The 25,430-nt window shown below is 45.3% G+C and carries 27 protein-coding genes; 3 read left to right on the top strand and 24 right to left on the bottom strand.

Annotated elements, in window-relative coordinates; all coding sequences use genetic code 11:
* Positions 1 to 296: 296 nt before the first annotated feature.
* On the top strand, positions 297 to 536 hold the full coding sequence (locus D7Y06_RS13445) for a hypothetical protein (protein WP_120408300.1): 240 nt from the start codon (positions 297 to 299) through the stop codon (positions 534 to 536).
* Between the two features lie 94 nt (positions 537 to 630).
* Here D7Y06_RS13445 and D7Y06_RS27095 read toward each other — a convergent pair whose 3' ends face one another.
* A complete protein-coding gene (locus tag D7Y06_RS27095; RefSeq protein WP_243119320.1) occupies positions 631 to 930 on the bottom strand; it encodes a hypothetical protein in 300 nt (99 codons plus the stop codon).
* 87 nt (positions 931 to 1,017) lie between these two features.
* On the opposite strand from D7Y06_RS27095, the gene D7Y06_RS13435 reads away from it, so the two are divergent.
* Positions 1,018 to 1,173, top strand: a complete 156-nt coding sequence (locus D7Y06_RS13435) for a MerR family DNA-binding transcriptional regulator (RefSeq protein ID WP_120408299.1) — start codon at positions 1,018 to 1,020, stop codon at positions 1,171 to 1,173.
* Between the two features lie 99 nt (positions 1,174 to 1,272).
* Here the strand turns inward: D7Y06_RS13435 and trhA are convergent, their stop codons facing one another.
* Positions 1,273 to 1,920 (bottom strand): PAQR family membrane homeostasis protein TrhA, encoded by a 648-nt coding sequence (trhA, locus tag D7Y06_RS13430; RefSeq protein WP_120408298.1) that lies wholly within the window; start codon positions 1,918 to 1,920, stop codon positions 1,273 to 1,275.
* A 259-nt stretch (positions 1,921 to 2,179) separates the two neighbouring features.
* Between trhA and D7Y06_RS13425 the strand changes: the two genes are divergently transcribed.
* Complete coding sequence (locus tag D7Y06_RS13425; RefSeq protein ID WP_120408297.1) at positions 2,180 to 3,454, top strand: leucine-rich repeat domain-containing protein; 1,275 nt, start codon at positions 2,180 to 2,182, stop codon at positions 3,452 to 3,454.
* A 135-nt stretch (positions 3,455 to 3,589) separates the two neighbouring features.
* On the opposite strand, the gene D7Y06_RS27655 is transcribed toward D7Y06_RS13425, so the two are convergent.
* From D7Y06_RS27655 to D7Y06_RS13330, 22 genes are all read right to left on the bottom strand, one after another.
* Positions 3,590 to 3,724 carry a hypothetical protein gene (locus D7Y06_RS27655; RefSeq protein WP_256387224.1) on the bottom strand — a complete coding sequence of 45 codons (135 nt, stop codon included), beginning with the start codon at positions 3,722 to 3,724 and terminating at the stop codon, positions 3,590 to 3,592.
* Positions 3,725 to 3,786: 62 nt separating this feature from the next.
* Positions 3,787 to 4,482, bottom strand: coding sequence for an L-ribulose-5-phosphate 4-epimerase (locus D7Y06_RS13420; RefSeq protein ID WP_120408296.1), 696 nt, complete (start codon positions 4,480 to 4,482; stop codon positions 3,787 to 3,789).
* Positions 4,483 to 4,511: 29 nt separating this feature from the next.
* Entirely contained in the window at positions 4,512 to 6,104 is a 1,593-nt protein-coding gene (locus D7Y06_RS13415) for a xylulokinase (protein WP_120408295.1), read from the bottom strand.
* A 51-nt stretch (positions 6,105 to 6,155) separates the two neighbouring features.
* The gene (locus D7Y06_RS13410) at positions 6,156 to 7,112 is read right to left on the bottom strand and encodes a transketolase family protein (protein WP_330566461.1); all 957 of its coding nucleotides are present in this window, start codon (positions 7,110 to 7,112) and stop codon (positions 6,156 to 6,158) included.
* Positions 7,103 to 7,936 carry a transketolase gene (locus D7Y06_RS13405; protein ID WP_120408294.1) on the bottom strand — a complete coding sequence of 278 codons (834 nt, stop codon included), beginning with the start codon at positions 7,934 to 7,936 and terminating at the stop codon, positions 7,103 to 7,105. Before D7Y06_RS13405 ends, D7Y06_RS13410 begins: the two co-directional genes overlap by 10 nt.
* A gap of 26 nt (positions 7,937 to 7,962) precedes the next feature.
* The gene (fsa, locus tag D7Y06_RS13400) at positions 7,963 to 8,616 is read right to left on the bottom strand and encodes a fructose-6-phosphate aldolase (RefSeq protein WP_120408293.1); all 654 of its coding nucleotides are present in this window, start codon (positions 8,614 to 8,616) and stop codon (positions 7,963 to 7,965) included.
* Positions 8,617 to 8,762: 146 nt separating this feature from the next.
* Positions 8,763 to 10,259 carry an L-arabinose isomerase gene (gene araA, locus D7Y06_RS13395; protein ID WP_120408292.1) on the bottom strand — a complete coding sequence of 499 codons (1,497 nt, stop codon included), beginning with the start codon at positions 10,257 to 10,259 and terminating at the stop codon, positions 8,763 to 8,765.
* A 107-nt stretch (positions 10,260 to 10,366) separates the two neighbouring features.
* A complete protein-coding gene (locus D7Y06_RS13390; RefSeq protein WP_330566460.1) occupies positions 10,367 to 11,455 on the bottom strand; it encodes a GntR family transcriptional regulator in 1,089 nt (362 codons plus the stop codon).
* Positions 11,448 to 12,416, bottom strand: a complete 969-nt coding sequence (locus tag D7Y06_RS13385) for an ABC transporter substrate-binding protein (RefSeq protein WP_120408290.1) — start codon at positions 12,414 to 12,416, stop codon at positions 11,448 to 11,450. Before D7Y06_RS13385 ends, D7Y06_RS13390 begins: the two co-directional genes overlap by 8 nt.
* Positions 12,417 to 12,480: 64 nt before the next feature.
* Positions 12,481 to 13,494: an ABC transporter permease subunit gene (locus D7Y06_RS13380; RefSeq protein WP_120408289.1), complete on the bottom strand. Its 1,014-nt coding sequence runs from the start codon at positions 13,492 to 13,494 to the stop codon at positions 12,481 to 12,483.
* Entirely contained in the window at positions 13,491 to 14,558 is a 1,068-nt protein-coding gene (locus D7Y06_RS13375; RefSeq protein ID WP_120408288.1) for an ABC transporter permease, read from the bottom strand. Before D7Y06_RS13375 ends, D7Y06_RS13380 begins: the two co-directional genes overlap by 4 nt.
* The gene (locus tag D7Y06_RS13370; protein ID WP_120408287.1) at positions 14,551 to 16,071 is read right to left on the bottom strand and encodes a sugar ABC transporter ATP-binding protein; all 1,521 of its coding nucleotides are present in this window, start codon (positions 16,069 to 16,071) and stop codon (positions 14,551 to 14,553) included. Before D7Y06_RS13370 ends, D7Y06_RS13375 begins: the two co-directional genes overlap by 8 nt.
* A 95-nt stretch (positions 16,072 to 16,166) precedes the next feature.
* A complete protein-coding gene (locus D7Y06_RS13365; RefSeq protein WP_120408286.1) occupies positions 16,167 to 17,333 on the bottom strand; it encodes an ABC transporter substrate-binding protein in 1,167 nt (388 codons plus the stop codon).
* A 171-nt stretch (positions 17,334 to 17,504) separates the two neighbouring features.
* A complete protein-coding gene (locus D7Y06_RS13360) occupies positions 17,505 to 18,947 on the bottom strand; it encodes a sensor histidine kinase (protein WP_120408285.1) in 1,443 nt (480 codons plus the stop codon).
* Positions 18,948 to 18,978: 31 nt separating this feature from the next.
* The gene (locus tag D7Y06_RS13355) at positions 18,979 to 20,616 is read right to left on the bottom strand and encodes a response regulator (protein ID WP_120408284.1); all 1,638 of its coding nucleotides are present in this window, start codon (positions 20,614 to 20,616) and stop codon (positions 18,979 to 18,981) included.
* Positions 20,617 to 20,667: 51 nt separating this feature from the next.
* On the bottom strand, positions 20,668 to 21,942 hold the full coding sequence (locus D7Y06_RS13350; protein ID WP_120408283.1) for a GGDEF domain-containing protein: 1,275 nt from the start codon (positions 21,940 to 21,942) through the stop codon (positions 20,668 to 20,670).
* A gap of 9 nt (positions 21,943 to 21,951) precedes the next feature.
* Entirely contained in the window at positions 21,952 to 22,965 is a 1,014-nt protein-coding gene (locus D7Y06_RS13345; protein ID WP_120408282.1) for an ABC transporter substrate-binding protein, read from the bottom strand.
* Positions 22,966 to 23,080: 115 nt separating this feature from the next.
* On the bottom strand, positions 23,081 to 23,422 hold the full coding sequence (locus D7Y06_RS13340; RefSeq protein ID WP_120408281.1) for a phenylpyruvate tautomerase MIF-related protein: 342 nt from the start codon (positions 23,420 to 23,422) through the stop codon (positions 23,081 to 23,083).
* A 28-nt stretch (positions 23,423 to 23,450) separates the two neighbouring features.
* The gene (locus D7Y06_RS27975) at positions 23,451 to 24,104 is read right to left on the bottom strand and encodes a glycoside hydrolase family 1 protein (protein ID WP_334295000.1); all 654 of its coding nucleotides are present in this window, start codon (positions 24,102 to 24,104) and stop codon (positions 23,451 to 23,453) included.
* Positions 24,105 to 24,133: 29 nt separating this feature from the next.
* Positions 24,134 to 24,562, bottom strand: a complete 429-nt coding sequence (locus tag D7Y06_RS27970) for a family 1 glycosylhydrolase (RefSeq protein WP_330566462.1) — start codon at positions 24,560 to 24,562, stop codon at positions 24,134 to 24,136.
* Positions 24,535 to 24,696 carry a family 1 glycosylhydrolase gene (locus D7Y06_RS27965; RefSeq protein WP_330566459.1) on the bottom strand — a complete coding sequence of 54 codons (162 nt, stop codon included), beginning with the start codon at positions 24,694 to 24,696 and terminating at the stop codon, positions 24,535 to 24,537. The genes D7Y06_RS27970 and D7Y06_RS27965 overlap by 28 nt, the downstream gene beginning before the upstream one ends.
* Before the next feature lie 148 nt (positions 24,697 to 24,844).
* A complete protein-coding gene (locus D7Y06_RS13330) occupies positions 24,845 to 25,357 on the bottom strand; it encodes a hypothetical protein (protein WP_120408280.1) in 513 nt (170 codons plus the stop codon).
* Between the last annotated feature and the right edge of the window lie 73 nt (positions 25,358 to 25,430).

Raw genomic sequence — 25,430 nt, 5'->3', positions numbered from 1 at the left:
GTGCAAACTTATTATACATGAGAAAGTGTCTTGTGCGTTATTTTATTTTTCAAAAAGTTGTAAAGTGGTGTTAACATTACTAAACCTTTGGTTTATTCTCTAAGCTGTTCTTAGGACTTATCCAATTTGTATTTCGTGATTACCATTCCACTTCAATCACGCACTGATCCTCTGATTTATTATACATCTATCCACCACTTTTTGGAATACCTGATTATATTTTCGGTATGAGAATGTATATGCGATTTGAGTAATCCATCGATGAACTGTATCCATCCTGAAGCTTGCAGAATTTTATGGTGTTTCCACGGATTACCTTTTACGTATCGCTGAAAACATTGCAGGCTTCGCAGATACAGGAAGAAAATTATTTCTGCCATGCCACGCATAAGGAGTGGGACGCAATCCTCCACGATATCCGGCTGGAGCATAAAGTCGATGCGGAGAGTGCGCCGGACGATTCCAGCACCCTGAAAATAATTACAGATGCAGAAAAAGCCATGCGTTTTCCAGGGAACGCCCTTGATAGATTCTGATATGTCATGTGTTCACAGCTTCAAATCAGCTATGAAAAGCTGACCGAAAAAGAACACACGGACTTGAAAAACGCCGTCAAAAAAAGCACTGTTTTTACCACTGATAAAAAGGGTGTAATTCTTTCATTGTCCGCCATGCGCCATAATAGATAACCGAACCTTTCTCTAAATATGCCGTATATTTTGCGGGAACCGTTGTCATAAGTTCCAGGTCAACAACTGCCAGTACGGGAGCAAGCCCCGGATTGCCAAAGCCGTTTTCTCTTGTAGACTTACCGTTAGAAATCAATACCAGTGCTTTCTTTCCGGGCATAGGCAGGCTTCCTAATTGGTTCAGCGAACCTCTGCCGAAAATAAGGTTTGTTGGGTTGTTAAAATTAAAATTCATATTCATAATACAATTACCTCTTTCTTTTTTGATTGGCATTAAAATTACGGTCAAGAGGTATTTTTCATAAATTTCTAAAAAGGAGAAAATCCTATGTATTATTCCATTGGAGAGGTTGCTAATGCTACCGGGATTGCTATATCCACTCTGCGCTATTATGATACAGCGATTGCTGCCGGAAGTGAAGAAACTGTAAAGAATTTACCTGTTGATGAAATCCCTGAAGATGTGAGGGATTACAAATTATAATTTATGCCAGTTCTCCAATATATAAAAACAGCTGGACAATGGGACGGTGACGTAAGTTTGGTCTTAAAAAAGGGGCGATTTACCCCGCCCCTTTTTCTCTTACAATATCTTATACATCACCACAAAATGGCAAAAACTTCCAGCCATCACAAATAGATGAAATATCTCATGACTGCCAAAATATTTATGGATACTGTTAAAACCTTTCAGTTTCAAGGCATAAACCACGCCTCCTACGGTATAGAGAATACCTCCTGCAAAAAGCCAGGTAAATGCCGCCGGAGAAAGTTTATCCAATAGCAGCGGAAATACCAAAATGCAGACCCAGCCCATGGCAATGTAGAGAATAGAAGAAAACCATCTGGGGCAAGTTACCCAAAAGGCTTTTAAAACCATTCCTCCCAGGGCAATTCCCCAAATCAGTGCTAGAAGATACATTCCCTCTTTTCCCCCAAGTACCAAAACGCAGATAGGGGTATATGTGCCTGCAATCAGCACAAAAATCATCATATGGTCTATTTTTTTAAAAATTTTTAATATTTTATCCTTCACATTCAGGGAATGATATAAGGTAGATGCACCGTATAAAAGTACCATGGCCAACATAAAAATCCCCATGGCAGTTAAGGCCTCTGGCATGCCGCAAGTCTTAGCTTTTACCAAAAGGGGCACCGCTGCAAAAAGAGATAACAGCATCCCAATATAATGTGTAATAGCGCTGCCTGGTTCACGAATTTTCAATTTCATAAGCATCCTCCTTGATTAATTTATACATAACCTTCATATATAGTATTAATTACTATGTGTCATTTTATTCAATGCTACACCATTTTGTTTTTATTGTCAATATATATTTCCCACACATAAACACAATATTTTCTTAAAAAGTTGACAAATTTTGTGTACTTACAAAATGCCATAGAATTCTTAAGCGCCTTATGATATACTACTTTGGAAACTATTTCCGAAATTTTCGGAAAACCAATTTTTTAAAAAGGAGATAAACATGAGAAAAACACAAAAATTTTTTGCCGGAATTCTTTTAATGCTCAGCCTTGTGTGTTTCCTGCCTGCAATGAAGGCAAGAGCCGTTGACATCAGGGAATCCCAAGACGGCATCTGGCGCTATGAGATGTACACAGCGGATACCATTAAATTAGTGGGCATCTACAACGACGAATATGAAAAGGCATACGGCACCATCCGAAACGTAACCTTCCCCTCCATGGTGGACGGATACAGGGTTGTGAAAATCCATTTGCTTCACGGCTACCTGTCTGGGGACGTACACAGCATAACCGTACCGGAGGGAATCACAGAGCTGAGCTCATTCGATTTCGGCTACAACAATTACTCAAACGTGGAAACTATAAATCTGCCTGCCAGCCTTACCAAAATCGGCAACCAGGCATTTTCCGGGTGGAGCAGTTTATCCCAGGTAAATTTTGCCCAAGGTTCACAGCTTTCAGTTATTGACGACCTGGCCTTTAACCAGACCACTTCCCTCACAAGCTTCCCCTTTGAAAGCCTTACTAATTTGAAAACCATTGGAGGCAGCGCTTTTAAGGACAGTTTCCTTACCTCTGTCAAAATCGGAAACAAAGTAAAAATAGGATCTTCCGCATTTGAGTCCTGCCCTGCATTAACCAGCTTTACTGTAGGAAATGACTGTGATTTAGAGGGTTACACCTGCGGCGAATGCCACAGCTTAAAGACAGCCTCCATTGGAAACGGATGCTTTTTGGACATTAAAATTTTCTATGAATGTGAAAATCTGTCCAAACTTACCCTGGGAAATGTAAAAAAAATAGAAAGAGATTTGTTTACCACACAAAAAATCAAATCCCTTACCATTCCAAAAAGCTGCACTTCCCTGCCGGCTTATTATGAAATTGTGCCAAAAAGCGTTACCCTTAACGTGTACAAAGGTTCCCAGGGAGAAGCCTATGCAAAAAAAATGGGTTATAAATACAAATATGTCGCCGGCGCTACCGCAAAAAAACCGGACAAAGTCACCAAGTTAAAAGTGAAAAAATCCGGCACTACCGCAAAGCTTTCCTGGAAAAAAGTAAATAACGCAAACGGTTATGAAGTATATATGAAAACCGGAAGTAAAGGCTTCAAAAAAATTACTACTATTAAAAAAGGCTCTACTGTAAAATATGATAAGAAAAAACTGAAAAAGAAAACCACCTATACCTTTAAGGTTCGGGCTTACCAGACAACAAAAAGCTCTAAAGTTTACGGGCCATACTCTTCCACCGTTAAGGTTAAATTCTAAAGTAGGGGGATGATTACATATGTTTGGATTTGAATCTTATATGGCCGCAGGAGCCTCGGCGCAGTAGTCGGTATTCTTATCGCACTTGTGTTGCTGTTTTTGAAAAACAGAAAAAAATAAATACGATGCATTACATCAAGAGCCGGAACGTCCGCTGTCTGATTTGTTTTCGGCTATTCTGCTGATATCCACCTGCTCGATCTCTCTTGTGTGTGAATTGTCGTAGTCAATCCGAACCGTATTCGGATATACCTGTTGGAATATTCCCATCGCATCATTGATGATATCCTCAATAATTCAAAACAGGCACCCAAAGGATGCCTGTTTTTTCTCTAATTCTGCCCATAATAAGCATTTTCCCCATGTTTCCTAAAGAAATGCTTGTCTTTAATGCAGTCCGGCGCCGGTTTCACCTTGGGGTTAATCAGCTCCGTTTTCGTGGCCATCTTTGCCACTTCCTCTAACACCACCGCATTGTGTACGGCTTCTGCCGCATCTTTTCCCCAGGTAAAGGGGCCGTGGTTGGTGCAGAGCACCCCGGGAGTGTGCATGGGATTCACCCCTCGCTCCTCAAAGGTTTCGATAATCACTTTCCCGGTGTTCACCTCGTAAGCCTCATCAATCTCCTCCGGGGTCAGGCTTCTGGCACAGGGAATCTCCCCGTAAAAATAATCTGCGTGGGTTGTGCCGTACAGCGGGATGCTGCGCCCTGCCTGGGCCCAGGCGGTAGCCTCCGGGGAATGGGTATGTACCACGCCGCCGATTTCGGGATATTTGTTGTACAGTTCCATATGGGTTGCTGTGTCGGAGGAGGGTTTATATTTCCCTTCCACCTTATTGCCTTTTAAGTCCATGACAACCATATCTTCCGGCGTCAATTCGTCATAGTCCACACCGCTTGGCTTAATGACAAAATATCCGCTCTCCCTGTCAATGCCGCTGACATTTCCCCAGGTGTAGGTAATCAGCCCCCGGCGGGGAAGCTCCATATTTGCCTCATACACTTGTTTTTTTAATTCTTCCAGCATAATTTTTCCTTCCTGCTTAAACTTGACTGTTACTTTAAAGTTTCCACAGCTGCCCGCTCAATAGGCAGGCCTGCATTGTACCGTTTCAAAAATTCATCGAATCCCTTTACGTCACTTGGATCCGGATTTTCTGTCACTCCGTTCTCACCGCCAAATACTTTCTCATTGAGATAATCTGAAAGGCTCTCTCCCTGAGCTTTATTCTTCATGTAGGATGCCAAAACCGCAATACCCCAGGCGCCGCCTTCCCCTGCCGTCTCCATTACGGAAACCGGGGTATTCATTGCTGCCGCCATAATGCGCTGCCCTACCACAGGAGTCTTAAACAACCCGCCATGTCCATAGATTTTATCAATGTTTACCTTTTCCTCTTTTAACAGAATATCCAATCCGTTTTTCAATGCCCCAAGAGCCGTAAATAAGTGTACCCGCATAAAGTTTGCCAGGTTAAAGTTCCCCTCCACGCTTCTTGCAAAGAGAGGACGTCCCTCGTCAAACCCTGTGATGCTCTCCCCGGAGAAATAGTTGTAAGCCAAAAGGCCGCCGCAGTCAGAATCCCCCTCCAGGGCTTTGTTGTAAAGCACGGAGAAGAGTTTGTTCATATCCACTTCCACCCCGAAGCTCTCCGCAAATTCTTTAAACAGGCCTACCCAGGCATTTAAATCCGAAGTACAGTTATTGCAGTGCACCATTGCCACTAAGTCACCAGTGGGGGTAGTCACCAAATCGATTGCCTGGTGAACGCCTTTCAGTTCCTTTTCCAGGACAATCATGGCAAATACTGAAGTTCCCGCAGAAACATTTCCCGTCCTAATTGCCACGCTGTTTGTGGCAGCCATTCCTGTTCCCGCATCTCCCTCAGGAGGACAAAGGGGAATTCCCGGTTTTAATTTGCCGCTGACGTCCAAAAGTTTTGCGCCTTCTTCCGTCAGGGTTCCTGCATTTTCCCCTGCGCAAAGAGCTTTTGGCAGAATATCCCTTAATTTCCAGGAATACCCGCAGGGTGCGGTTAAAGCGTCAAATTTCTCTATCATGGACGCATCGTAATCTTTTGTCTTACTGTCTATTGGGAACATTCCGGATGCGTCTCCCACCCCAAGGACTTTCTCCCCTGTCATTTTCCAGTGGATATATCCTGCCAAAGTGGTAAAGAATGTCACGTCTTTCACATGTTCCTCTTTGTTTAAAATCGCCTGGTAGAGATGGGCAATACTCCACCGCTCCGGGATATTGTAGTGAAACTCCTCCGTAAGCTTTTTGGCTGCCGCCTCCGTAATGGTATTCCTCCAGGTGCGGAAGGGAACCAAAAGTTCTCCGTTTTTATCAAATGCCATGTATCCGTGCATCATGGCACTGAATCCTATGGAGCCTATCACGGTTAAATCTTCCCCATACTGGTTTTTCACATCTTCCGCCAGATTTTTGTAACAATCCTGCAAACCATTCCATATGGCGTCCAGACTGTATGTCCAAACTCCGTTTTCATACTGGTTCTCCCACTCGTGGCTCCCGGAAGCCAGCGGCGCATTGTCCTCCCCGATAAGGACAGCCTTTATTCTTGTAGAGCCAAACTCAATGCCAAGAGATGTTTTCCCTGCTGCAATCGCCTCTTTATGATTCATGCATTTACCCCCGTTCTCCTTAAGGTCCGGGCATTGCCCGGACCATTGATTTTATAAACTGCTCTTAATATTTTTATAGATTCCCTCTGCGTCCAGTTCATATTTATGCAAAAGTTCTTTTGCCGGTCCGGACTCCCCAAACACATCCTTCACCCCAAGACGTGTCATCTTTGTAGGACATTTTTCTCCCAGAACCTCTGCCACTGCTGCGCCTAAGCCCCCCACGATGGAGTGCTCTTCCACAGTGAAAACTCTCTTGGTCTTAGATGCAGAAGCCACCACAAGCTCCTCGTCCAAAGGTTTAATTGTATGGATATTAATCACCTCTGCGTCAATGCCGTCTTTTTCCAGCATATCTGCTGCAAGGCATGCCTCTGACACACAAAGCCCTGTGGCAAAAATTGTGATATCTTTACCTTCTTTTAAGGTCACACCCTTGCCGATTTCAAACTTATAATCCGGCCTGTCATTGATAACCGGAACAGCCAGTCTTCCAAAGCGGAGGTATACAGGGCCTTCATGCTGGTATGCAGCCTTTACTGCTGCCTTTGCCTCCACGTCATCACTGGGGTTAATCACTACCATTCCAGGAATTTCACGCATCAAAGCCATATCCTCATTACACTGGTGGCTGGCGCCGTCCTCCCCCACGGAGATGCCTGCATGGGTTGCCCCGATTTTTACATTTAAGTGGGGATATCCGATGGAGTTTCTCACCTGTTCATAGGAACGCCCTGCTGCAAACATGGCAAATGTGCTGATAAAAGGCACTTTTCCGCAGGTGGAAAGACCTGCAGCAATCCCTGTCATATTTGCCTCTGCAATCCCGCAGTCAATATGTCTCTCAGGAAATACCTTTTTAAACGTTCCAGTCTTTGTAGCTGCTGCAAGATCCGCATCCAAAACCAGGACATCCTCATGCTCTTTTCCTAGTTCCACTAATGCGTTACCGTAACTTTCCCTTGTCGCCACTTTTGGCAGTTCATTTATATTCTCGATTACTGGCATAATGCGTCACCTACTTTCTTTAAGTCATTCATCGCAATTTCGTACTCTGCATCATTTGGTGCTTTTCCATGCCAGTCCACAGAGTTCTCCATGAAGGAAACATCTTTTCCCTTTAAGGTGTGGGCCACAATACAGGTAGGCATACCCTTTGTAGCTTTTGCCTCTTTAAAAGCCTTGTCCAGTTCGTCAAAGTCATTTCCGTTTACATTAATCACATGGAAATTGAAGGCTTCAAATTTTTTATCGATAGGATACGGGGAACATACCTGGTCGATGGGGCCGTCAATCTGGAGATTGTTGTTGTCCACAATCACCACCAGGTTATCCAGTTTTCTATGGCCTGCAAACATAGCTGCCTCCCAAATCTGGCCCTCCTCAATCTCACCGTCACCGCAGAGGGCGTACACCCGGTAATCCTTGTTGTCAAGCTTTCCAGCCAATGCCATTCCCACTGCAGTGGAAAGTCCCTGTCCTAAAGAGCCGCTTGACATGTCAACTCCGGGGATATGCTTCATATCCGGATGTCCCTGTAAGTAAGAACCTGTGTGGCGCAGTGTCAGTAAATCTTCCACAGGAAAATATCCTCTGTTTGCCAGTGTAGAGTAAAGCCCCGGAGCCGTGTGCCCTTTGGATAATACAAAGCGGTCCCGGCCCTCCATCTTGGGATTTTTAGGGTCAATATTCATCTCCTCAAAATACAGGTATGTAAAAATCTCTGTTGCAGATAAAGATCCGCCGGGATGTCCTGCCTTTGCACTGTGGACACCGTTTATAATGCCCTTGCGGACTTCTACAGCAGTCTTTTGAAGCTCTAATTTATTCATGGCGTTCTCCTTTTGATTCTAATGGTTTATTCTCCAAATACAGCTTTGTAGTCAGCCTGGAATTTCACAATACCCTGGTCTGTCAGGGGATGTTTTGTCATCTGCTCAATGACGCTGTAGGGAACCGTGGCAATATCAGCTCCTGCCAGTGCGCAGTCTGTCACATGGATGGGATTTCTCACGCTTGCAGCGATAATCTCTGTGTCCAAATCATAAATATTAAAGATTTCTGCAATCACACGAATTAAATCAACCCCGGTCTGGGAAATATCATCAAGCCTTCCTAAGAAAGGAGAAACAAAGCTTGCCCCTGCCTTTGCAGCAAGAAGTGCCTGGTTTGCAGTAAAGATAAGCGTCACATTTGTCTTAATACCCTCTGCAGAGAGAACTTTTACAGCCTTTAACCCCTCTACTGTCATGGGAATCTTTACAACCATATTGGGATGAATCGCTGCAATCTCACGTCCCTCTTTAATCATACCCTCAGCGTCCACGGTGGTAGCCTTAACCTCACCGCTGATTGGCCCGTCCACAATAGAGGTAATCTCTTTGATAACCTCGTTAAAATCCCTGCCCTCTTTTGCAATGAGAGAAGGATTTGTGGTAACTCCGCAGATAACTCCCATGTCGTTTGCTTTTCTGATATCATCTACATTCGCTGTGTCTACAAAAAATTTCATTGTTTACTCTCCTTTATTTTGTTTTATTTTTGTGGTGTGCGTAAATAATATCACACACCCGCCTTAAATATTATACAACATTTCAAATTTGCTTTCCTACCCTACTTTTTTCACTAAATTACCGTAAAAATTTAAGCAGAGAAATCCTACCTGTAAAATACTTCCCCCAGCATCAAATCTCTCTTGAAGCCCCGGATTGTGGTATCCTTGTCAATGTAAACAGCCTCAATGCCCATCGCATTTGCCCAGTCGCCCATCTGGTCTGCAGTAATGTCGTAGGAGAATGCGGTATGATGTGCCCCTCCTGCCAGAATCCACGCCTCTGCCCCGGTGTACATGTCAGGCTGGGGCGTCCAGAAATTGGTTGCCACAGGAAGTTTGGGCATAGCTTTTTCATTCTTCTTACAGTCCACGTCATTGATAATAAGACGGAAACGGTTGCCAAGGTCGATTAAGGATGTAGCGATACCCCTGCCCTCTTTAGAGGTAAATACAAGCCTTGCCGGGTCTTCTCTGTCACCCATGGACAATGGCTGGCACTTAATGCTTATGGGGCCTTCTGCGATGGTGGGGCAGATTTCCAGCATATGCGCCTGTAAAATCCCCTCTTTTCCTTTTACAAGATTATATGTATAATCCTCCAGCATAGAAGTTCCCTTTGCATCTTTCATTCCCGCTGTCATAATCTTCATCAGGCGTACCATAGCCGCCACTTTCCAGTCGCCCTCTGCTCCAAAACCGTAGCCTTTCTCCATAAGTCTCTGGATTGCCAGTCCGGGAAGCTGTTTTAATGACCCCAGATCTCCAAAGTGGGTTACGATTGCCTGGTAATTTTTCTCCTCCAGGAAGCGCTCAAAACCAAGTTCAATCTGTGCCTGTACTGCCACATGTTTCTTAAATTCCTCCGGGTCTCTGCCCTCTAAGAGAATCTCATACTTGTCGTAGTACTCATCCACCAGCGCATTGGTATCAGAAGCAGATACGGCTGCCACGGATTCTGCGATTTCGTTTATCGGATAAGCGTCCACTTCCCAGCCAAACTTAATCTGTGCCTCAACCTTATCCCCCTCGGTAACTGCCACATTTCTCATGTTGTCAGCCACACGCATTACCCGGATATGGCTGCTCTCCATAATACCTACCGCCGTGCGCATCCAGGAAGCTATTTTTCCCACTACCACAGAGTCAGACCAGTGTCCCACTACCACTTTCCTCTCGATTCTCATACGGCTTACGATGTGACCGTACTCTCTGTCCCCGTGTGCGGACTGATTCTCATTCATAAAATCCATATCAATGGAATCATAGGGAATTTCCTCGTTAAACTGGGTATGGAAATGCATCAGAGGCTTTCTGTACTCCTGTAATCCTAAAATCCAGGATTTTGCAGGGGAAAATGTATGCATCCATGTGATAACTCCGGCACACTCTTCGTCTGCATTTGCCTCGTTGAACGTTTTACGGATTAACTCATTTGTAATGAGTGTTGGTTTCCATACCAGCTCATATGGCAGAATTCCTGTCTTATTTAACTCATCAACAATCTGTTTGGAGTGCTGTGCCACCTTTGCCAAACACTCATCTCCGTACAAATCCTGTGAACCGGTACAAAACCAAAACTTGTAATTTTTTGTCTGTAACATTTTTTACCCTCCTGCATCTCTTTACTGCCTTACTTGATACTTCAATAGTACAACTTGTACACATGTCTTAACAAGTTGTTTTTTTATATTTTATAAAAATTTTCTTTTTATCCTCTCCTGTCCTTACAGGAATTTCCAATGACAAGTTCCGGCTCAATCACCACACGCCTCCCCTCACCGGAAATTTCTTTTTCCTGAATCAGGGAAAGAAGCAGCCCTGCCGCCATCTCCCCTAATTTCTCCTTGGGATGGGTGATGGTGGTGAGGGTAATTCCCCCGGCATTTGCCATATAAGAATTGTCATATCCTGTGACAGACACATCCCCCGGCACCTTTTTCCCGCACTCCTCTAAGGCATGGATGACTTTTAAGGCAATCTGGTCGTTATAACATACAACCCCGTCCATCTGCTCCCCCTGCACCGCCATCTGACAAATCCTCTCATAGGGATGCATAGACCGGTCCTCGGTGTAAAACCACACCACCCTGTCCGGGTCGTAGGAAACCCCCGCCTCCTGCAAGGCTTTCACATACCCTTTATGCCTGTGCTGTCCCTGGGAATCATCTGCCTTAAACACCCCTACAATATGTTTATGCCCAAGCTCTAAAAGATATTTGGTAATAAGATATCCCCCCTTACAGTCATCCATTAAAACTGCGGGCTTGTCCCTCATCTGCTCAAAACATCCCTGGATAAACACATAGGGGATCCGGTACTCCTCCAGTTTCCGGTACAGCGCAGTATGGCTGCAGTATATCTGGCTCTTGCTGGGTTCGATAATCATGCCGTCGATATCCTTCTGCAAAAGTTCCTCCAAACATCTGGCCTCCCTGCTCCTGGAATTCCTTGTATTTTTTAAAATGATACTGTATCCTTCCCCGGTAAGCACCTCGTCGATTCCCTGTATCACCCTGGGAAAGATATAGTCGGAGAGATAGGTCGTCACCACTGCAATATTTCTGGAACTGTGGATGTGCCGCGCAAGTTCTGAACAAAAAGTGCCTCTGCCGTGCTGGGCATACACATATCCCTGGCTCTGTAGAATCGCAATGGCTTTCCGAACGGTCTGCCTGCTGACGCCATACTCCTTTGCCAAGGTATTCTCGGAAGGTATTTTTTCTCCGGGCAGAATCTGTCCTGACAATATCTGCCCTTTCAAATCCTCCGTCAACTGAAAATACTTTAACTTAATCAAAATATGTCTCCTCCACGTATTGGATTTTATCCACTTTCTGGCCCAATTCCAGCTTTTTTATGGTTTTATCCACCACCGGGCCAAGCAGAGGGTTACATTCAAAATCCACATGGATTTCCCCCCGTTCCACAGCTTCTAAAGCCGCCTCCGTGGCGTCAAAGGCGATAACGATAATGTCTCCCTTTTTCCCGAAACTTTTTCCGGCCTCTCTCATGGCATCCATGGCTCCAAATGCCATATTGTCATTCTCACATACTACCACATCAATATCCGGGTATGTTCTCAAGAAGTATTCCATCACTTCCTTCGCTTTTGCCTGAGTAAATTCTCCCGACTGCTGCTCTAACATCACCCAGTTTTCCTGGTCTCCCAAAACCCTGTTAAATCCCTCTGTCCGCCCGATCTGAGCTGTGGAGCCAAGGGTTCCCTGAAGTGTGACAATTTGGATTTCTTCCTCCAAGCGATCCTTTTCCTTAAGATAATCCAAAAGCCACATTCCGGCCTTCTCCCCCTCCGCCTTAAAATCACTGCCCACCCAGCAGGTATAGAGTTCGGAATCCTCCACCTGCACAGACCTGTCGGAGAGAATCACGGGAATCCCCGCATCCTTCGCCTCTTTAAGCACTGCATCCCACCCGGTTTCCACAATGGGGTCAAGCACAATATAATCCACTTCCTGGAGAATAAAGTTACGCACTGCCTTCACCTGGTTTTCCTGCTTTTGCTGCCCGTCCTCAAAGAGCAGGTAATATCCGTTTTCCTCTGTAAACGTCTCTTTATAAGATTGGGTGTTTGCCAGACGCCAGTCGGACTCGGAACCCACCTGGGCAAGGCCCACTACTATCAGGTTTTCACTTTCCTCCGTAGTGTCTAAAAACGCAGGATTCTCAAGTTCCTGCTCCCTGCCGCAGCCTGACAGCAGGAGAAAAACACATCCCAATAAACATATTCTTTTCCCCATATAATCCCTTCCTCCTGCCAGACAAGGGACTGTGAACCACAGTCCCTTAAGAAAAATCTTTTTATTATTTCTTTGCTTTTATATTTGCAAATATACTCTGCAGCACGATAAAGAAACAAAGGAGTGCTGCCACCGCAATATTTGACCAGGAGCTAAGGAGCTTTCCGTTGGTCTTAACCAAAGTGGAAATCGTACCGTTAATCAATACACCGAAGAAGGAGCCAATAACATTTCCCACACCTCCTGTAAGGAGCGTACCGCCGATAACGGAAGAAGCAATAGCGTCCATCTCAAGCCCTGTCGCCTGCTGCACATTGCCGGACATGGTATTTAAACAGAAACAGATACCGCCGATAGAGCAGAGGAAAGAGGATAAGACGTAAGCTTTTAACTTTGTCATGGGCACATTAAGTCCCATCATAACTGCGGACTGCTCATTGCCTCCCACTGCGTAAAGGCTCCGCCCGAATTTTGTATACCGGAGCATAAGAAAGATTGCCACAAGCACAATCAAAGCCACCACAACGGTAATACGAATGTAGGGAACCTGGAGTACCCCTTTATTGTTGGTGTAAGCCCCAAAGGGAAGGAAAATCCGGGTATTTGCCAGGTTCACAAACCACTCATTGCTGCTGATGGACACCTGGTCTGTGGAGATAATCGCCGTCATACCCCTTCCGAAGAACATCCCCGCCATAGTTACGATAAAGGGCTGAATCTGCAGATATCCCACGCAGAATCCCTGGACAATTCCAAATACAATGCCGATAACAAGCACCAGCACGCACAATAGAGGTGCGCTCATTCCCCAACGTTCCATTCCCACGGCCAGAAACATACAGTCTAAGGCGATGAGAGAACCAACAGAGATATCAATTCCCCCTGTAAGCATAACGCAGGTCATGCCGCATGTCACACACAAAAGCCCTGCATTGTTAATTAAAATATTTAAAAATGTCTGTAAATGGGTAAAACCCTTAGCGCTGTATACCACACAGCCCGCCAGATACATAACAAAAAACAGGGCGATGGTAATAATCAAAAGAAGGGTATTGCTGTTTATTTTCTTTGTTTTCATGCTGCCGCACCTCCTTTTGCCAATTCTCTCTTCGCAGACATACGTTTCATAAACGCCTTGAAAGGAGGAGCCTGGATCGTTACGATAATAATTACTACGATAGCCTTATACACCGGAGCCTGCTCTGTAGACACGCCCAATGCATATAATGTGGTGGTAATTGCCTGGATGGTGTAAGCTCCGATAATGGAGCCTGCCAGCCGGAATTTACCGCCCCCTAAACTGTTTCCTCCAAGAGCCACTGCCAAAATGGCATCCAGCTCAAAGTTTAATCCGATATTGTTGGAGTCTGCGGAAGTAATTCTGGAGGAAGCTACGATTCCTGCAATTCCTGCACAGAGGCCACAGACGATATAGCAGAGGAAAATAATTTTTGCGGAATTTAATCCTGCAATCCTTGATGCCTTTTTATTAATACCAACGCTCTGGATGTAAAGTCCCAATGCCGTGTAGCGCAGGAGAAGAGATACCACAAGGATACATAAAGCCGCCACAACAATAGGTGTGGGAATCGGCCCAAGGAAACTTCCGAAGAATCCGAAGGAATCGTTTCTCACATACACGATTAAGTTGTTGCAGAGAAGAAGTCCGATAGCCCTTGCAGCCGAAAACAGTATCAGCGTGGCCACCATAGGCTGCACATTTAAGTAGGCCACCAAAAATCCGTTAAAAGCGCCGCAGACACATCCCATTAAGATACCGCCTAACACACCCACGATTAAAGGCATCGCAAGTTCACTGGTGGAAGCCACACCGTAACCTGCCAAAAGCATACAGCAGAAAGACGCTGCCAGGGACATAACGGAACCAACGGAAATGTCCGTCCCTGCGGAGGAGGATACCACAAGAGTCATTCCGATGGCCAATATGGCAATCTCACTTCCCCTGTTTAAAATATCTATGAGACGGCCATAGAGCACTCCGTTTCTCACGGAAATGGTAAAAAAGTTAAAGGGGAAATTCCCATTTGCCGCATCAAAGATAACGTTTACCAGCATCACAAGAAGCATACAAAACACCGGAAGGAACAAAGGCATCCCTGTTAATTTCTTCACTTTACTCATTTGAACCACCTCCTGCGATTGCATTCATCACTGTCTCCTGGGTAAGATTTTCCGTAATCTCTCCCACTTTCGCCCCGTCTCTTAATACGCCCATCTTAGAGCAGGTACGAAGCATTTCCTCAATCTCCGAGGAGATAAAGATAAGGCTCTTGCCCTCTTTCGCCAGCTTTAACACCAGCTTCTGAATCTCTGTCTTTGTTCCCACGTCAATACCACGGGTGGGCTCATCTAAAATTAAGAAATCCGGGTCTGTGGCAAGCCATCTGCCCAAAATAACCTTCTGCTGGTTACCTCCGGAGAGCTGTTTAATCAAAGTCTCACGGCTTGCCGTTTTCACCTGTAGCATCTCTATGTATTTATCCGCCAGGGCAATCTGCTCCCGCATGGGAATCAGCTTAAACATTCCCCGTTTTGCCTGGAGGGCCAGGATAATGTTCTCCCGCACCGACAAATCGCCGATAATACCCTCCGCTTTTCTGTCGTCCGGCAAAAGGCCCATGCCAAGATTCATAGCGTCAATGGGCGCTTTGATATTTACTTCTTTTCCGTTCACTTTCAGGGTTCCTGTCTGGTTTCTGTCCGCACCGTAGATAACCCTTGCCAGTTCGCTTCGCCCGGAGCCTAAAAGTCCTGTGAGGCCCACAACCTCCCCTTTGTGGATGGTAAGGTCAAAGGGCTTAATGGTTCCCTTATGGCTTAATCCCTTGGCTTCAATTAATACTTCCGCATGGGAAAAATCTGTAGTTTCATCTGTCTTAATGGCTGCCAAATCGTCAAAATCTTTACCCATCATAGCCGCTACCAGTTTTACCCTGGGAAGATCTGCAATGGGATACTCCCCTACCAGCGTACCGTTTCTCAAAACAGTGATTCTGTCGCACACAGCGTACACCTGCTCTAAGAAATGGGTAACAAATATGATTCCCACTCCCTTATCCCGAAGCTGCCTCATTAACTTAAAGAGTTTCTCCACTTCGTTGTCGTCCAGAGAGGAAGTGGGCTCATCTAAAATCAGGACTTTACAGTCCATATCCACGGCCCTTGCAATGGCAATCATCTGCTGCAGCGCTAGGGAATACTCCTCTAAATTCTGGTTTACATCCACAGGCATATCAAGATCCGCCATAATTTTCTGGGAACGTTTCACCATAGCTTTCCAGTCAATGGTTCCGATTTTTGTTCTGGGCTCCCTGCCGATAAACAGATTTTCCGCAACGCTTAAATTACCGCAGAGGTTTACTTCCTGATACACAGTGGAAATTCCTTTTTTCTGGGCGTCTAAAGTGGAATGGTTTACCACAGGCCCGTTTATGCCGTCCACATGAATCTCCCCCGCCTCGAAAGCATTGATACCGGTAAGGCACTTGATAAGCGTTGACTTTCCGGCACCATTCTCCCCCATCAGCGCATGGATTTCACCTTTCCGCAATGTAAAATCCACATTGTCAAGAGCTTTCACCCCTGGAAATGTCATGGAAATCCCCCTCATGGTCAGTACTACATTATTTTCCATAATACCATCCTTTCCATTAAAGAGGAGGAGACTTAAAGCCTCCTCCTCGAAATCACTCAAACTTATTCCGTCTGTGGAGCTCCCACATATTCTAATTAGTACTGAGCGTCAATAATTTCCTGTGTTACAACAGTAAGTGCCTGCTCCTCGCCGTTTACTGTGATGGAAGAAAGGACATCCTCATTTACATACCAGTGCTCTGTCATGTAAACTTCTTTTTCCGGTGTCTCGCCAGCCTGTAACTGTTTGATAACTTTTTCTACGTCCGGAGCTGCCAGAGGGTTACACTCAAAGTCTGCATTGATGTCGCCGCTCATAACTTTCTCAAGACCAGCGGTACAAGCGTCAAAGGATACTAAGATAACGTCTTTGCCTACGCCGTACTCGATACCAGCATTTTTCATAGCTGTCATAGCGCCGAATGCCTCGTTATCGTTCTGGCAGATAACTACGTTAAACTTTCCTTCATAGGATTTGATGTAGCTCTCCATAACTTCCTGTCCGCCTGCCTCTGTAAAGTCACCGGACTGGGAATCTACGATGGTCCATCCGTTTGCGTCTGCAATCTCTTTAAATCCTTCGGTACGTCCGATGGTAGCGGATGCTCCTGTGCTTCCTTCGATAACCAGTGCGTTAATCTCGCTGATGCCTTTATTCTCTGCATAAGCTTTTAACCACTCACCTGCTGCAAGACCTTCTGTCTTAAAGTTGGAACCTACCCATGAAACATATTTATCAGAATCATCAATGGTACGGTCGATAATGATTACAGGAATTCCTGCGTCCTCACACTCGGTAAGTACGGTATCCCATCCTGTGGATACGATCGGGTCGATGATGATGTAATCTACTGCCTGCTGGATAAATCCACGAACTGCCTCAATCTGTGCTGCAGAATCATTGTCACAATCTACAAACTGCAAATCATATCCGTTTTCAGCAGAGAACACATCCTGACAGGATTTTGTAGATGCTGTACGCCAGTCTGACTCGTGGCCAACCTGTGCAAAACCGATGGTGATTGTGCCGCCGTCGCTGCCGCCTGCTGCTGCGTCATCCCCTGCTGCTTCACTTGCCCCGTCATCTGCTGCTGCGTCATCCCCTGCTGCTTCACTTGCCCCGTCATCTGCTGCATCATTTGCTGCATCGTCTGTCTTAGCTGCATCGCCGCTTGCCTGAGTATCTCCACCGCCGCCGCATCCTGCGAACAGAGCTGCTGTCATAGTTGCACACATTAATACGCTAACAATTTTTCTTTTCATACAAAAATCCTCCACATCTTATAATATTTTTTCTAAGGCACCCCTTAGCTGATGAAAACATTATATCTTTTCTATCCCATAAGTGAAACAGAATTATCTTGGATTTTGGTACAATTTTTTATCAAATTTTGAACAAACCATGAACAAAGTATAATATTTTCCGAAAAAAGTTCATTTTTTTACGCAGGGTATTTTCACCTGAAATTCTGTCCCCTCCCGGTATGTACTCTTTAACGTCAGGCCGTACTCCATGCCATAGTGGAGGCGTATTCTCTCATTAATGTTAAAGAGGCCGAAGCCTGAGGACTCCTTATCTGAAAGCTTCTCTCCCCGGATGAGCTGCTGCACCTGCCTGCTTCTCTCCTCCGTCATGCCGATTCCGTTATCCCTCACTTTAAATATGAGGTTTTCCCCCTCTTTCTCTCCTGTTACCTTTATATGCCCAAGGCCACGCTTGTTTTTAATTCCGTGGTACAAGGCGTTCTCCACCAAAGGCTGCAGGGTCAGCTTTAACATCTCATACTGGTAGATTTCCTCCGAAAAACATATCTCATACTCCAAAATATCCCGATAGCGGAACTGCTGGATTTCCAGATAGCTCTTAATATGCTTTTTTTCCTCCTCCACCGTGATAAAATCTTTTCCCTTGCTAAGTGTGGTGCGGAAAAAATCGGACAGGGAGGACACCATCTTCACCACCTGTTCCGTATCCTTTGACTCCGCCAGCCACATAATGGTGTCTAAGGTGTTGTATAAAAAGTGGGGGTTAATCTGCTCCTGCAAAAGCTTTAACTCCGCAGCCCTTAAGTTTAACTGCTCCACACGGATATCTTCCACCAGCTTGTCAAGCTCCTGCACCATTCGGTTAAAGCTGTCATTTAACACTGCAAGTTCATAGGTGCCCGTCTCATCCATCCGCACGGAAAAATTTCCCTGTCCTGCCTGTTTTGCCACCACGCAAAGTTTTTGGATGGGCTTTGTGATACTGCGGATAATCTTTCCGCTTACTGTAAAAGCAATGAGGAATATCCCCCCCATGCCCAGGCTTAGCACAAGGATTGCATGAACCACATCCCTGCGGATTCCAAGGCGGAGCTTCTCTAAGTTAATGGCCTGAAAATAGATATATTCCTGAATCTGTTCCTGAATCAAATCCGTTAATACCCGCACATTTAAATCAAGCCTTTCCATGTTTACATCATAGGAGCCGCTGACTAAAGCGTCCTCCTCAATCTCCGCCACCCGGTCCTCTAAAATGTTAAGGCTCTTTATTATGCTTTTTAAACTCTTTTTCACACGGTCGGAATCCGCACTGTCGTATAGTTCCAGAAAAGCATCCCTGGCCTCGTCAATCATAATCTGAGGCTTTTCAATATCCACCAGTTCCTCCGCCCGGTCTGCATTTACCACAATTATGTACATAAGGTAATCCATATCTTCTTTAAATACTATATTGTAGGTATTGGCTTTTGTGATATTTGCCACAATGGCATCGTATCGCTGGGAAAAGCTGTTCACAAGTACCAGAAGGTACACAATAATACAGGTCAGGGGAATCAGGCACACCCCCAGGAGCAGATACAGCCGGTTTTTCATTGAAGTCTGTGTTTTCATGACGCCTCACTCCTATCTTTATCCTGAAAATTTACTGCGGGGTACTTGACTTTGCCCTGTACTCCCTGGGCGTGCACTCCTGGGTCTTTTTAAAGATGTAACTGAAATAATGGGCGTCCCGGTAGCCTACCTCAAAAGCGATATCCGACGTTTTCATGGTGGAGTTTCGCAAAAGCTCCTTCGCTTTTTCCATCCGTACCAATGTGAGATACTCCACAAAGGTTTTTCCCACCTCCTGGCTGAAAATAGTGCTGAAATGATTGGGGCTTAAATTCACACTGGCCGCCACGGTATTTAAGGAAATTTCTTCATTGCAGAAATTCTCCCTGATATATTCCTTGGCATCCTCCAAAAGCTGTGCATATTTTTTCTGGGAAACCGCATCCCTCAGACGTATGGCTGTGGAGAGCACATGTTTCAGATAGGAGGCTGTCTGCTCCGTGGTAACGAACACGTCCGCCATAGATTTAAAGTCTCCGCACTCCTCCACCATTACCGTGGAATCATACCCCAGTTTTTCCACCGCAGAGGCGGCGGCAATATAGGCATCCATGGTGATATACTGGCGGAACAGCATGGACTGGATATTCTGCTCCCCCAGGCTGTGAAAATATTCCTCCACAAAATCCGACGCCTCCCCCAAAAGCCCGGTGGCAAGAAAACGCTCCACCGCCTTCCGCTCTAAATCTTTCACATTTAGAGCCTTAAGGTTCAGCTCTTCATCCACCATCTTTACTTCTTTCTTGTCCTCCCCTGTGACAATCTGGTTCCTCTCCCACAGATAACGGTAGGCGTAGGCGTGGCTTGCCCTCTCAAAACACAAATTCAGTTCACTTAAGCGCTCTACGGTAACTCCTACCCCTCCAAAATACTCCATATTCGGATACTCTTTTAAAATCCCCTTTAACTTATCTGAAAAACCCGAAAGAAGTTCATCCATATCCGAATCCTCCGCACCCTTTAAGAGAAAGGCAAAGCCCTCCACTCCACGATCCACCATAATCACTCCCTGGGTATTTTCCGACATCTCCTGTATTTTTCCGGAAAGACGATTTAACTCATCGGAATAATTTTCCGCATCCACCCCGGTAAAAACCTGGAACAAAATAATATTATACCGGGTAGCCGCCAGCTCCATACCAATTTCCCGGCCCTCCCCAAGAAGTGTGGAAACCGGGTATTTTCCCGACACAAGCCTTCCGAATAAACTCTGCCTGGCAAGCTGTTCACTCTCTTTTTGCTCTTTTTGGTAAGCCAGGAGAAATTGTCTCTGCTGCCTTTCTTCCAAAATGGTTTTTGCCACCTTTTTCACTGCCTCTAAGAGCTTTGCCCCGCTGATGGGCTTTACCAGATATTCCGTAATTCCGATATTAATTGCCTCTTTGGCATATTCAAATTCATTGTAACCGCTGAGCACAAGAATCTTAATGTCCGGCAGCTCCTTTTTCACCAGACGGCTCAACTCCAGCCCGTCCATAAAGGGCATTTTAATATCTGTAATCAGAATGTCCGGCTTCGTGCTCTGAATTAAAGGGTATGCCAATTCCCCGTCGCTGGCCTCCCCGGCAAAATCAAATCCCTCCTTCCCCCAGTTAATATTTCTTTTGATTCCCTCCCGGATGACAATCTCATCCTCCACCAGAAATACTTTTATCCTGCTATTTTCCATTTTCCCCCCGTTATTGATCGCCCTTCCCACAGCCAAAACCCATGTCTATTTTTATCTGTGGCTGGTTTTGTCCAGGTACATATTTTCATCCGCTGTTTTCATCACTTCCGTAAGGCTTCCGCACTTATCTGAGTAGGCATACCCCAGTGCAATGCGGCACTGCACCGTGTAATCGGCAGGCGTAAGCACCCTTTCCCCGTCAAGTTTCATCTTATCTGCAAGGGCATAAAAAGCTCTCTTTTCCATTCCGGGAATTACCATGACAAATTCATCTCCCCCCATGCGAAAACCGCCTCCCTCTCCAGGAGTATATCTCTTTACAAACTCCGCCGTTTTGCAGATAACCTCATCCCCTGCCTCATGGCCGTAAGTATCGTTCATCTTTTTTAAATTATCCACGTCAAAGTAGAAAACTCCCACGGGTTTTCCCTTGGCATAGCCTTCCATATACTCATAAAAATACCGCTTGTTAAAAAGCTGGGTCATACTGTCATGATGGCTGTTCCACTGGGCAACTGCCAGATTGTCCGAGGAGGTCAAAAGGTCTGTCTCCATCTTTTTTATGGCTATAAAGAGCCGTTCAATCTCATCCCCCGTTTGTATGGAAAGCTGCTCTAAGGTAGATTTTTCCCCATTTTCATGTATGGAACTCACATAGTTAAAAACAGCCTCCGACAACTGATTGATAGGCCTTATCACCATACGGTTTAACACAAGAAGCAAAATCACCATAAGCACTACTGTTAAAAGGGTAAGAACGCATACCATTTCAAAGAGATAAGCCCTCTGCTTTTCCTTTGCCTTCAACGTGGAAATCTCCACAATCACATATCCAATGGGCAGATTAAAGGAGGAGAGAATCGGCTGATATACCGCCATATAGTTTGGATAGTTGATAAAGTCAATCTCCTCACCGCGAATCAGGGAATCCATATATTTTTTCTGTTCACCGTCATACTCCCTCCTGTCTTTTAAAAAAGCCCCCTCTAATGTCAAATCTGTGTCAAAAATGTAATGACATCCCTCTTTATCAAACCACACCAGGGAGAGCCCGATAATATCACTGTTGGTATTCCGGTAATCTATTAATTTATTCCAGATTTCATAATACCTGCTGTCTCTCTTTCCTGTCTCCATGTAGACATCTAACTTGTCCTTGTCAATAATCAGGTTGCAGGTTTCCGTGACAGTCCTTGCAGTGGAATAGCTGAACTGTTCATTTGCCTGTACAAAATTCCGGTAATTCATGGTGATACACAAAATGTCCAGCAAAAGCGCAAATACCAAAATCAGCACTATGACTCTGTTTCTCAACGACTTTTTCATTTACTCTCCTTAATACTTCCGTTCCATCAAATGGAGAACCGTATTTTCCTGGGTAAAAACCGTCTCCTTCACAAAATGCACTTTCTCAATCCTCTTACCCTTTTCCAAGTCCAAAATAGCCTTCTCCGTGAGCCCCGCAATCAATGGATTGCACTCTACCGTAACCATAAGTTCCCCCTTTATCACTTTTGCCAGGGCCTCCTGCAGCGCATCGAAGGATATGGTGATGACATCTGTGCCCACACCATATGCAATCCCCTGCTGTTCCATGGCATTCATGGCTCCAAACATCATATTGTCATTTTCCGCTATCACCACGTCAAACTCAATTTTCTGATTTAAAATCCCCTCCATGACCTGGGCCCCTTCCCCCTGGGTAAAATTTCCATACTCCTTTGCCACCACTTTCCAGTTGGAATGTTTGTCAATTACAGAATACAAACCTTCCGTTCTGCCCCTGGTGGCTGTAGCCCCATCTGTGCCTTCCAGCAGGACAATTTTTATCTCTTCCTTTTCCCTGCCTTTATCCTCCAGGTATTTTTCCAGCCATTTTGCAGCATTCTGTCCCTCTTTGTAAAAGTCAGAGCCCACCCAGCAGGCATAGTGGGAGGCATTCACATTTACCTGTCTGTCGGAGACAATCACAGGGATTCCCTTCTCCTTTGCCTCCATAAAAACATCTTCCCAGCCATCCTCCACAATAGGGTCTATAATGATATAATCCACATTTTGGGCAATCAGATCATAGGCTGCTTTCACCTGTCTTTCCGGATCTGAATTCCCGTCAATGTATATAAGGTTATATCCCTTTTCCCTGGTAAAAGTCTGCAGAAAATCGTTGGTATTTGCATCCCGCCAGTCAGATTCTTTTCCCGTCTGAATAAATCCCACCGTAATGAGCACTGTGCCGGTATCCACCGCTTCTGCCCTGACAAGAGGTTTTTTTTCCGCCGCCTCATCTTTATAGCCGCATCCCCACAGGAGAATGGCAGCCAAAAGTCCAAATATGAAAAACTTTTTCATCTTAATCCCCTTCTCCGTCTAAAAATACTGATTACATTATAAACAGGTTTTTCTCTGATTACAAGAAAAAACCGCTTCCGGCATTGATATCCTGCCGAAAACGGTTTTATTCTTTTTAAAAGTTCCTCCCGTTCCATCCCCAATCTTTATATCCCTGATAAGAGATATATACTTTATCCCCTGGTATTCCAAGTTCTTTTTCAAATATGCTGCAAATCTTTCCTGTCATTTCATTGCAGGCATCGGAAGATGCATTACCATACAGGTTTACGGACACGTAAGCGCCTTTTTCTACTTTGGCCCCTCCCATATACAAATCATAATTATCCTCGAATCCTACCATGAGGTAGCTTTCCGGCTTGTGGAAAATACCCACCGCCTCTCCAAACTGGGATTTTATGCTCTCCCTTTTTTCCGGCGATACAGACACCGTGATTTTAGAATCAATAAATGGCATTTTTGTTCTTCCTTCCTACTTTTTTATGTTACAATTCAGCTCCGTTTGTGCGAATCACATCCCGATACCAGTAAGCAGAATCCTTCCAAATCCTCTCTTGGTTCCGGTAATCCACATATACAAGGCCAAAGCGCTCGCCATATCCCCGGCTCCACTCAAAGTTATCTGTCAGGGACCACTGGAAATAACCCCTCACGTCAATCTCCTGTGCCGCCCGCTTTAACTGGCCTAAGTACCGGGAAAGGAAATCAATACGGTTGGGATCGTGGACTTTGCCGTCAAGAGATATCACGTCATGGCAGGACATGCCGTTTTCCGTGATATAAATGGGCTTTTCGTATCTTTCATACAAAAACTTCGGCCCCCAGTAGAGACACTCCGGCGTTACCGGCCAGCCGATTGCCGTCCTTGGGAATCCGGGATAACGCTTTACCACCTTGGGTTTTCCGTCCTCCCCACGTTCCACGCATTTTCCATTATATATATTTTGCCCGTAGATATCAATAGGCTCTGAGATAAGTTTCATATCCTCCTCTGTAATTTTGGGGAGATAGGGTTCAAAACATTCTAACCCTTCCTCTGGGTAATGCCCCAAAAGAACCGGGTCTGACCACCATGCCACGTTCCATGTCCAGTCAGACAGCTCGTTCATGGCAAAAAACATCTCCCTTGCCGCAGCCACATCCTCCGGATTTTCCGTTTTTGGATAGCTTACCCCTGCGGTGGGTGCATACCAATGACAAGTTTTTGCTTTCCATATTCCCGAAGCTCTTGTACCGCCCTTCCGTGGGCTTTCATCACATTGTGGGCCATTAAAAAGGTGTCTTTATAGGGCGCTTTTAATCCCGGCGCATGATCCTGGTGCAAAAATCCAAGACCGATAAAACACTGGGGCTCATTCACCGTAAAGAAATATTTTACCCTGTCGCTGAAAAGTTCCGCCGCAGTTTTTGCATACTCCCCAAACCACTCCACAATGTCCGGGTTCATCCATCCCCCTCTTTTGTACAGCTCATAGGGAAGCTCCCAGTGGTATAATGTAACGTAAGGCTCAATTCCCCCCTGCAAAAGTTCGTCTATCAGACGGTTGTAAAACTCCACTCCCGCCTGGTTTATTCTCCCGGTTCCCTCTGGAAAAATCCTGGCCCAGTTAATGGAAAACGATAGGCCTTTAACCCCATCTCCTTCATAAGGGCCACGTCCTCTTTGTATGCACCTTCAATCTGATAAGAACTTGTGGCTGCTCCCCAGACAAAATCATCCCGAAATCCCATAGCATCCTCCTTTTTCCAAATACTGTAAATTTTTTCTCATTTTACAATACTATGGAAAAGTTCTCAACTTTTTAAGTAAATTTAGCTAAATTTAGCTAAAAGCTGCGCTATTTTCTTGCTATGGAAATTTATTCCTTTGCCCTGCCTATTATCCCATCATCGCCATATGCTTCTTATAGGCATCCGCCGCAGAACTATTCACAAGCCTTGCCTGCACCCTGTTTCTTTGCATCTGCTTAATCTGTTCTATATTCGTGGAGCCGGAAACGCCGGATACCTCCGAAGTCCTGGAAGAGGAAGCCCCCTTGCCGCTGTTTGCGGAATACAGCCCGCTCATCAGTGCATAATTGCCATAGGGCGTCCCCAAAAGGCTGCTTCCATATAAGCCGCCCCCATACAAACTGTTCCCAAACAATCCGCCATAAAGGCTGTTGCCATACAAAGTATTCCCGTAAAGGCCGCTGTAAAGCGGATTCGTGTAAGCGCTCTTGGCATTTGTGCCCAATGCCCCTGCAATGGCCTGTCCCAGAACTTTTGCAAAATCCTGCCCGTTATTTGCCTGGGAATTTGTCTGATTATTTGACTGCCCGTTTACCTTGCTGTTTTGCTCCAGCATAGAGGAAATTCCCGTCACAAGACCGTTCATAAATACGTTATCCATTTTTCTTACCTCCTTTTTATAATGTAACGCCCCCTCACTTTCGCTTCGGCGGCATTTGCCACAAGGAGGAACC

The organism is Roseburia sp. 1XD42-69 (genome assembly GCF_003612565.1).
GTDB lineage: Bacteria > Bacillota > Clostridia > Lachnospirales > Lachnospiraceae > Roseburia_B.
Note: the sequence above shows the minus strand (reverse complement) of the source record. Positions and strands in the feature narration are given on the sequence as shown.

Bases quoted from the DNA above. Each gene is read 5' to 3' on its own strand.
- D7Y06_RS13445 (WP_120408300.1), top strand. From the start codon at position 297: ATGGTGTTTCCACGGATTACCTTTTACGTATCGCTGAAAACATTGCAG.
- D7Y06_RS27095 (WP_243119320.1), bottom strand. From the start codon at position 930: ATGAATATGAATTTTAATTTTAACAACCCAACAAACCTTATTTTCGGC.
- D7Y06_RS13435 (WP_120408299.1), top strand. From the start codon at position 1,018: ATGTATTATTCCATTGGAGAGGTTGCTAATGCTACCGGGATTGCTATA.
- trhA (WP_120408298.1), bottom strand. From the start codon at position 1,920: ATGAAATTGAAAATTCGTGAACCAGGCAGCGCTATTACACATTATATT.
- D7Y06_RS13425 (WP_120408297.1), top strand. From the start codon at position 2,180: ATGAGAAAAACACAAAAATTTTTTGCCGGAATTCTTTTAATGCTCAGC.
- D7Y06_RS27655 (WP_256387224.1), bottom strand. From the start codon at position 3,724: ATGGGAATATTCCAACAGGTATATCCGAATACGGTTCGGATTGACTAC.
- D7Y06_RS13420 (WP_120408296.1), bottom strand. From the start codon at position 4,482: ATGCTGGAAGAATTAAAAAAACAAGTGTATGAGGCAAATATGGAGCTT.
- D7Y06_RS13415 (WP_120408295.1), bottom strand. From the start codon at position 6,104: ATGAATCATAAAGAGGCGATTGCAGCAGGGAAAACATCTCTTGGCATT.
- D7Y06_RS13410 (WP_330566461.1), bottom strand. From the start codon at position 7,112: ATGCCAGTAATCGAGAATATAAATGAACTGCCAAAAGTGGCGACAAGG.
- D7Y06_RS13405 (WP_120408294.1), bottom strand. From the start codon at position 7,936: ATGAATAAATTAGAGCTTCAAAAGACTGCTGTAGAAGTCCGCAAGGGC.
- fsa (WP_120408293.1), bottom strand. From the start codon at position 8,616: ATGAAATTTTTTGTAGACACAGCGAATGTAGATGATATCAGAAAAGCA.
- araA (WP_120408292.1), bottom strand. From the start codon at position 10,259: ATGTTACAGACAAAAAATTACAAGTTTTGGTTTTGTACCGGTTCACAG.
- D7Y06_RS13385 (WP_120408290.1), bottom strand. From the start codon at position 12,416: ATGGGGAAAAGAATATGTTTATTGGGATGTGTTTTTCTCCTGCTGTCA.
- D7Y06_RS13380 (WP_120408289.1), bottom strand. From the start codon at position 13,494: ATGAAAACAAAGAAAATAAACAGCAATACCCTTCTTTTGATTATTACC.
- D7Y06_RS13375 (WP_120408288.1), bottom strand. From the start codon at position 14,558: ATGAGTAAAGTGAAGAAATTAACAGGGATGCCTTTGTTCCTTCCGGTG.
- D7Y06_RS13370 (WP_120408287.1), bottom strand. From the start codon at position 16,071: ATGGAAAATAATGTAGTACTGACCATGAGGGGGATTTCCATGACATTT.
- D7Y06_RS13365 (WP_120408286.1), bottom strand. From the start codon at position 17,333: ATGAAAAGAAAAATTGTTAGCGTATTAATGTGTGCAACTATGACAGCA.
- D7Y06_RS13360 (WP_120408285.1), bottom strand. From the start codon at position 18,947: ATGAAAACACAGACTTCAATGAAAAACCGGCTGTATCTGCTCCTGGGG.
- D7Y06_RS13355 (WP_120408284.1), bottom strand. From the start codon at position 20,616: ATGGAAAATAGCAGGATAAAAGTATTTCTGGTGGAGGATGAGATTGTC.
- D7Y06_RS13350 (WP_120408283.1), bottom strand. From the start codon at position 21,942: ATGAAAAAGTCGTTGAGAAACAGAGTCATAGTGCTGATTTTGGTATTT.
- D7Y06_RS13345 (WP_120408282.1), bottom strand. From the start codon at position 22,965: ATGAAAAAGTTTTTCATATTTGGACTTTTGGCTGCCATTCTCCTGTGG.
- D7Y06_RS13340 (WP_120408281.1), bottom strand. From the start codon at position 23,422: ATGCCATTTATTGATTCTAAAATCACGGTGTCTGTATCGCCGGAAAAA.
- D7Y06_RS27965 (WP_330566459.1), bottom strand. From the start codon at position 24,696: ATGGGATTTCGGGATGATTTTGTCTGGGGAGCAGCCACAAGTTCTTAT.
- D7Y06_RS13330 (WP_120408280.1), bottom strand. From the start codon at position 25,357: ATGGATAACGTATTTATGAACGGTCTTGTGACGGGAATTTCCTCTATG.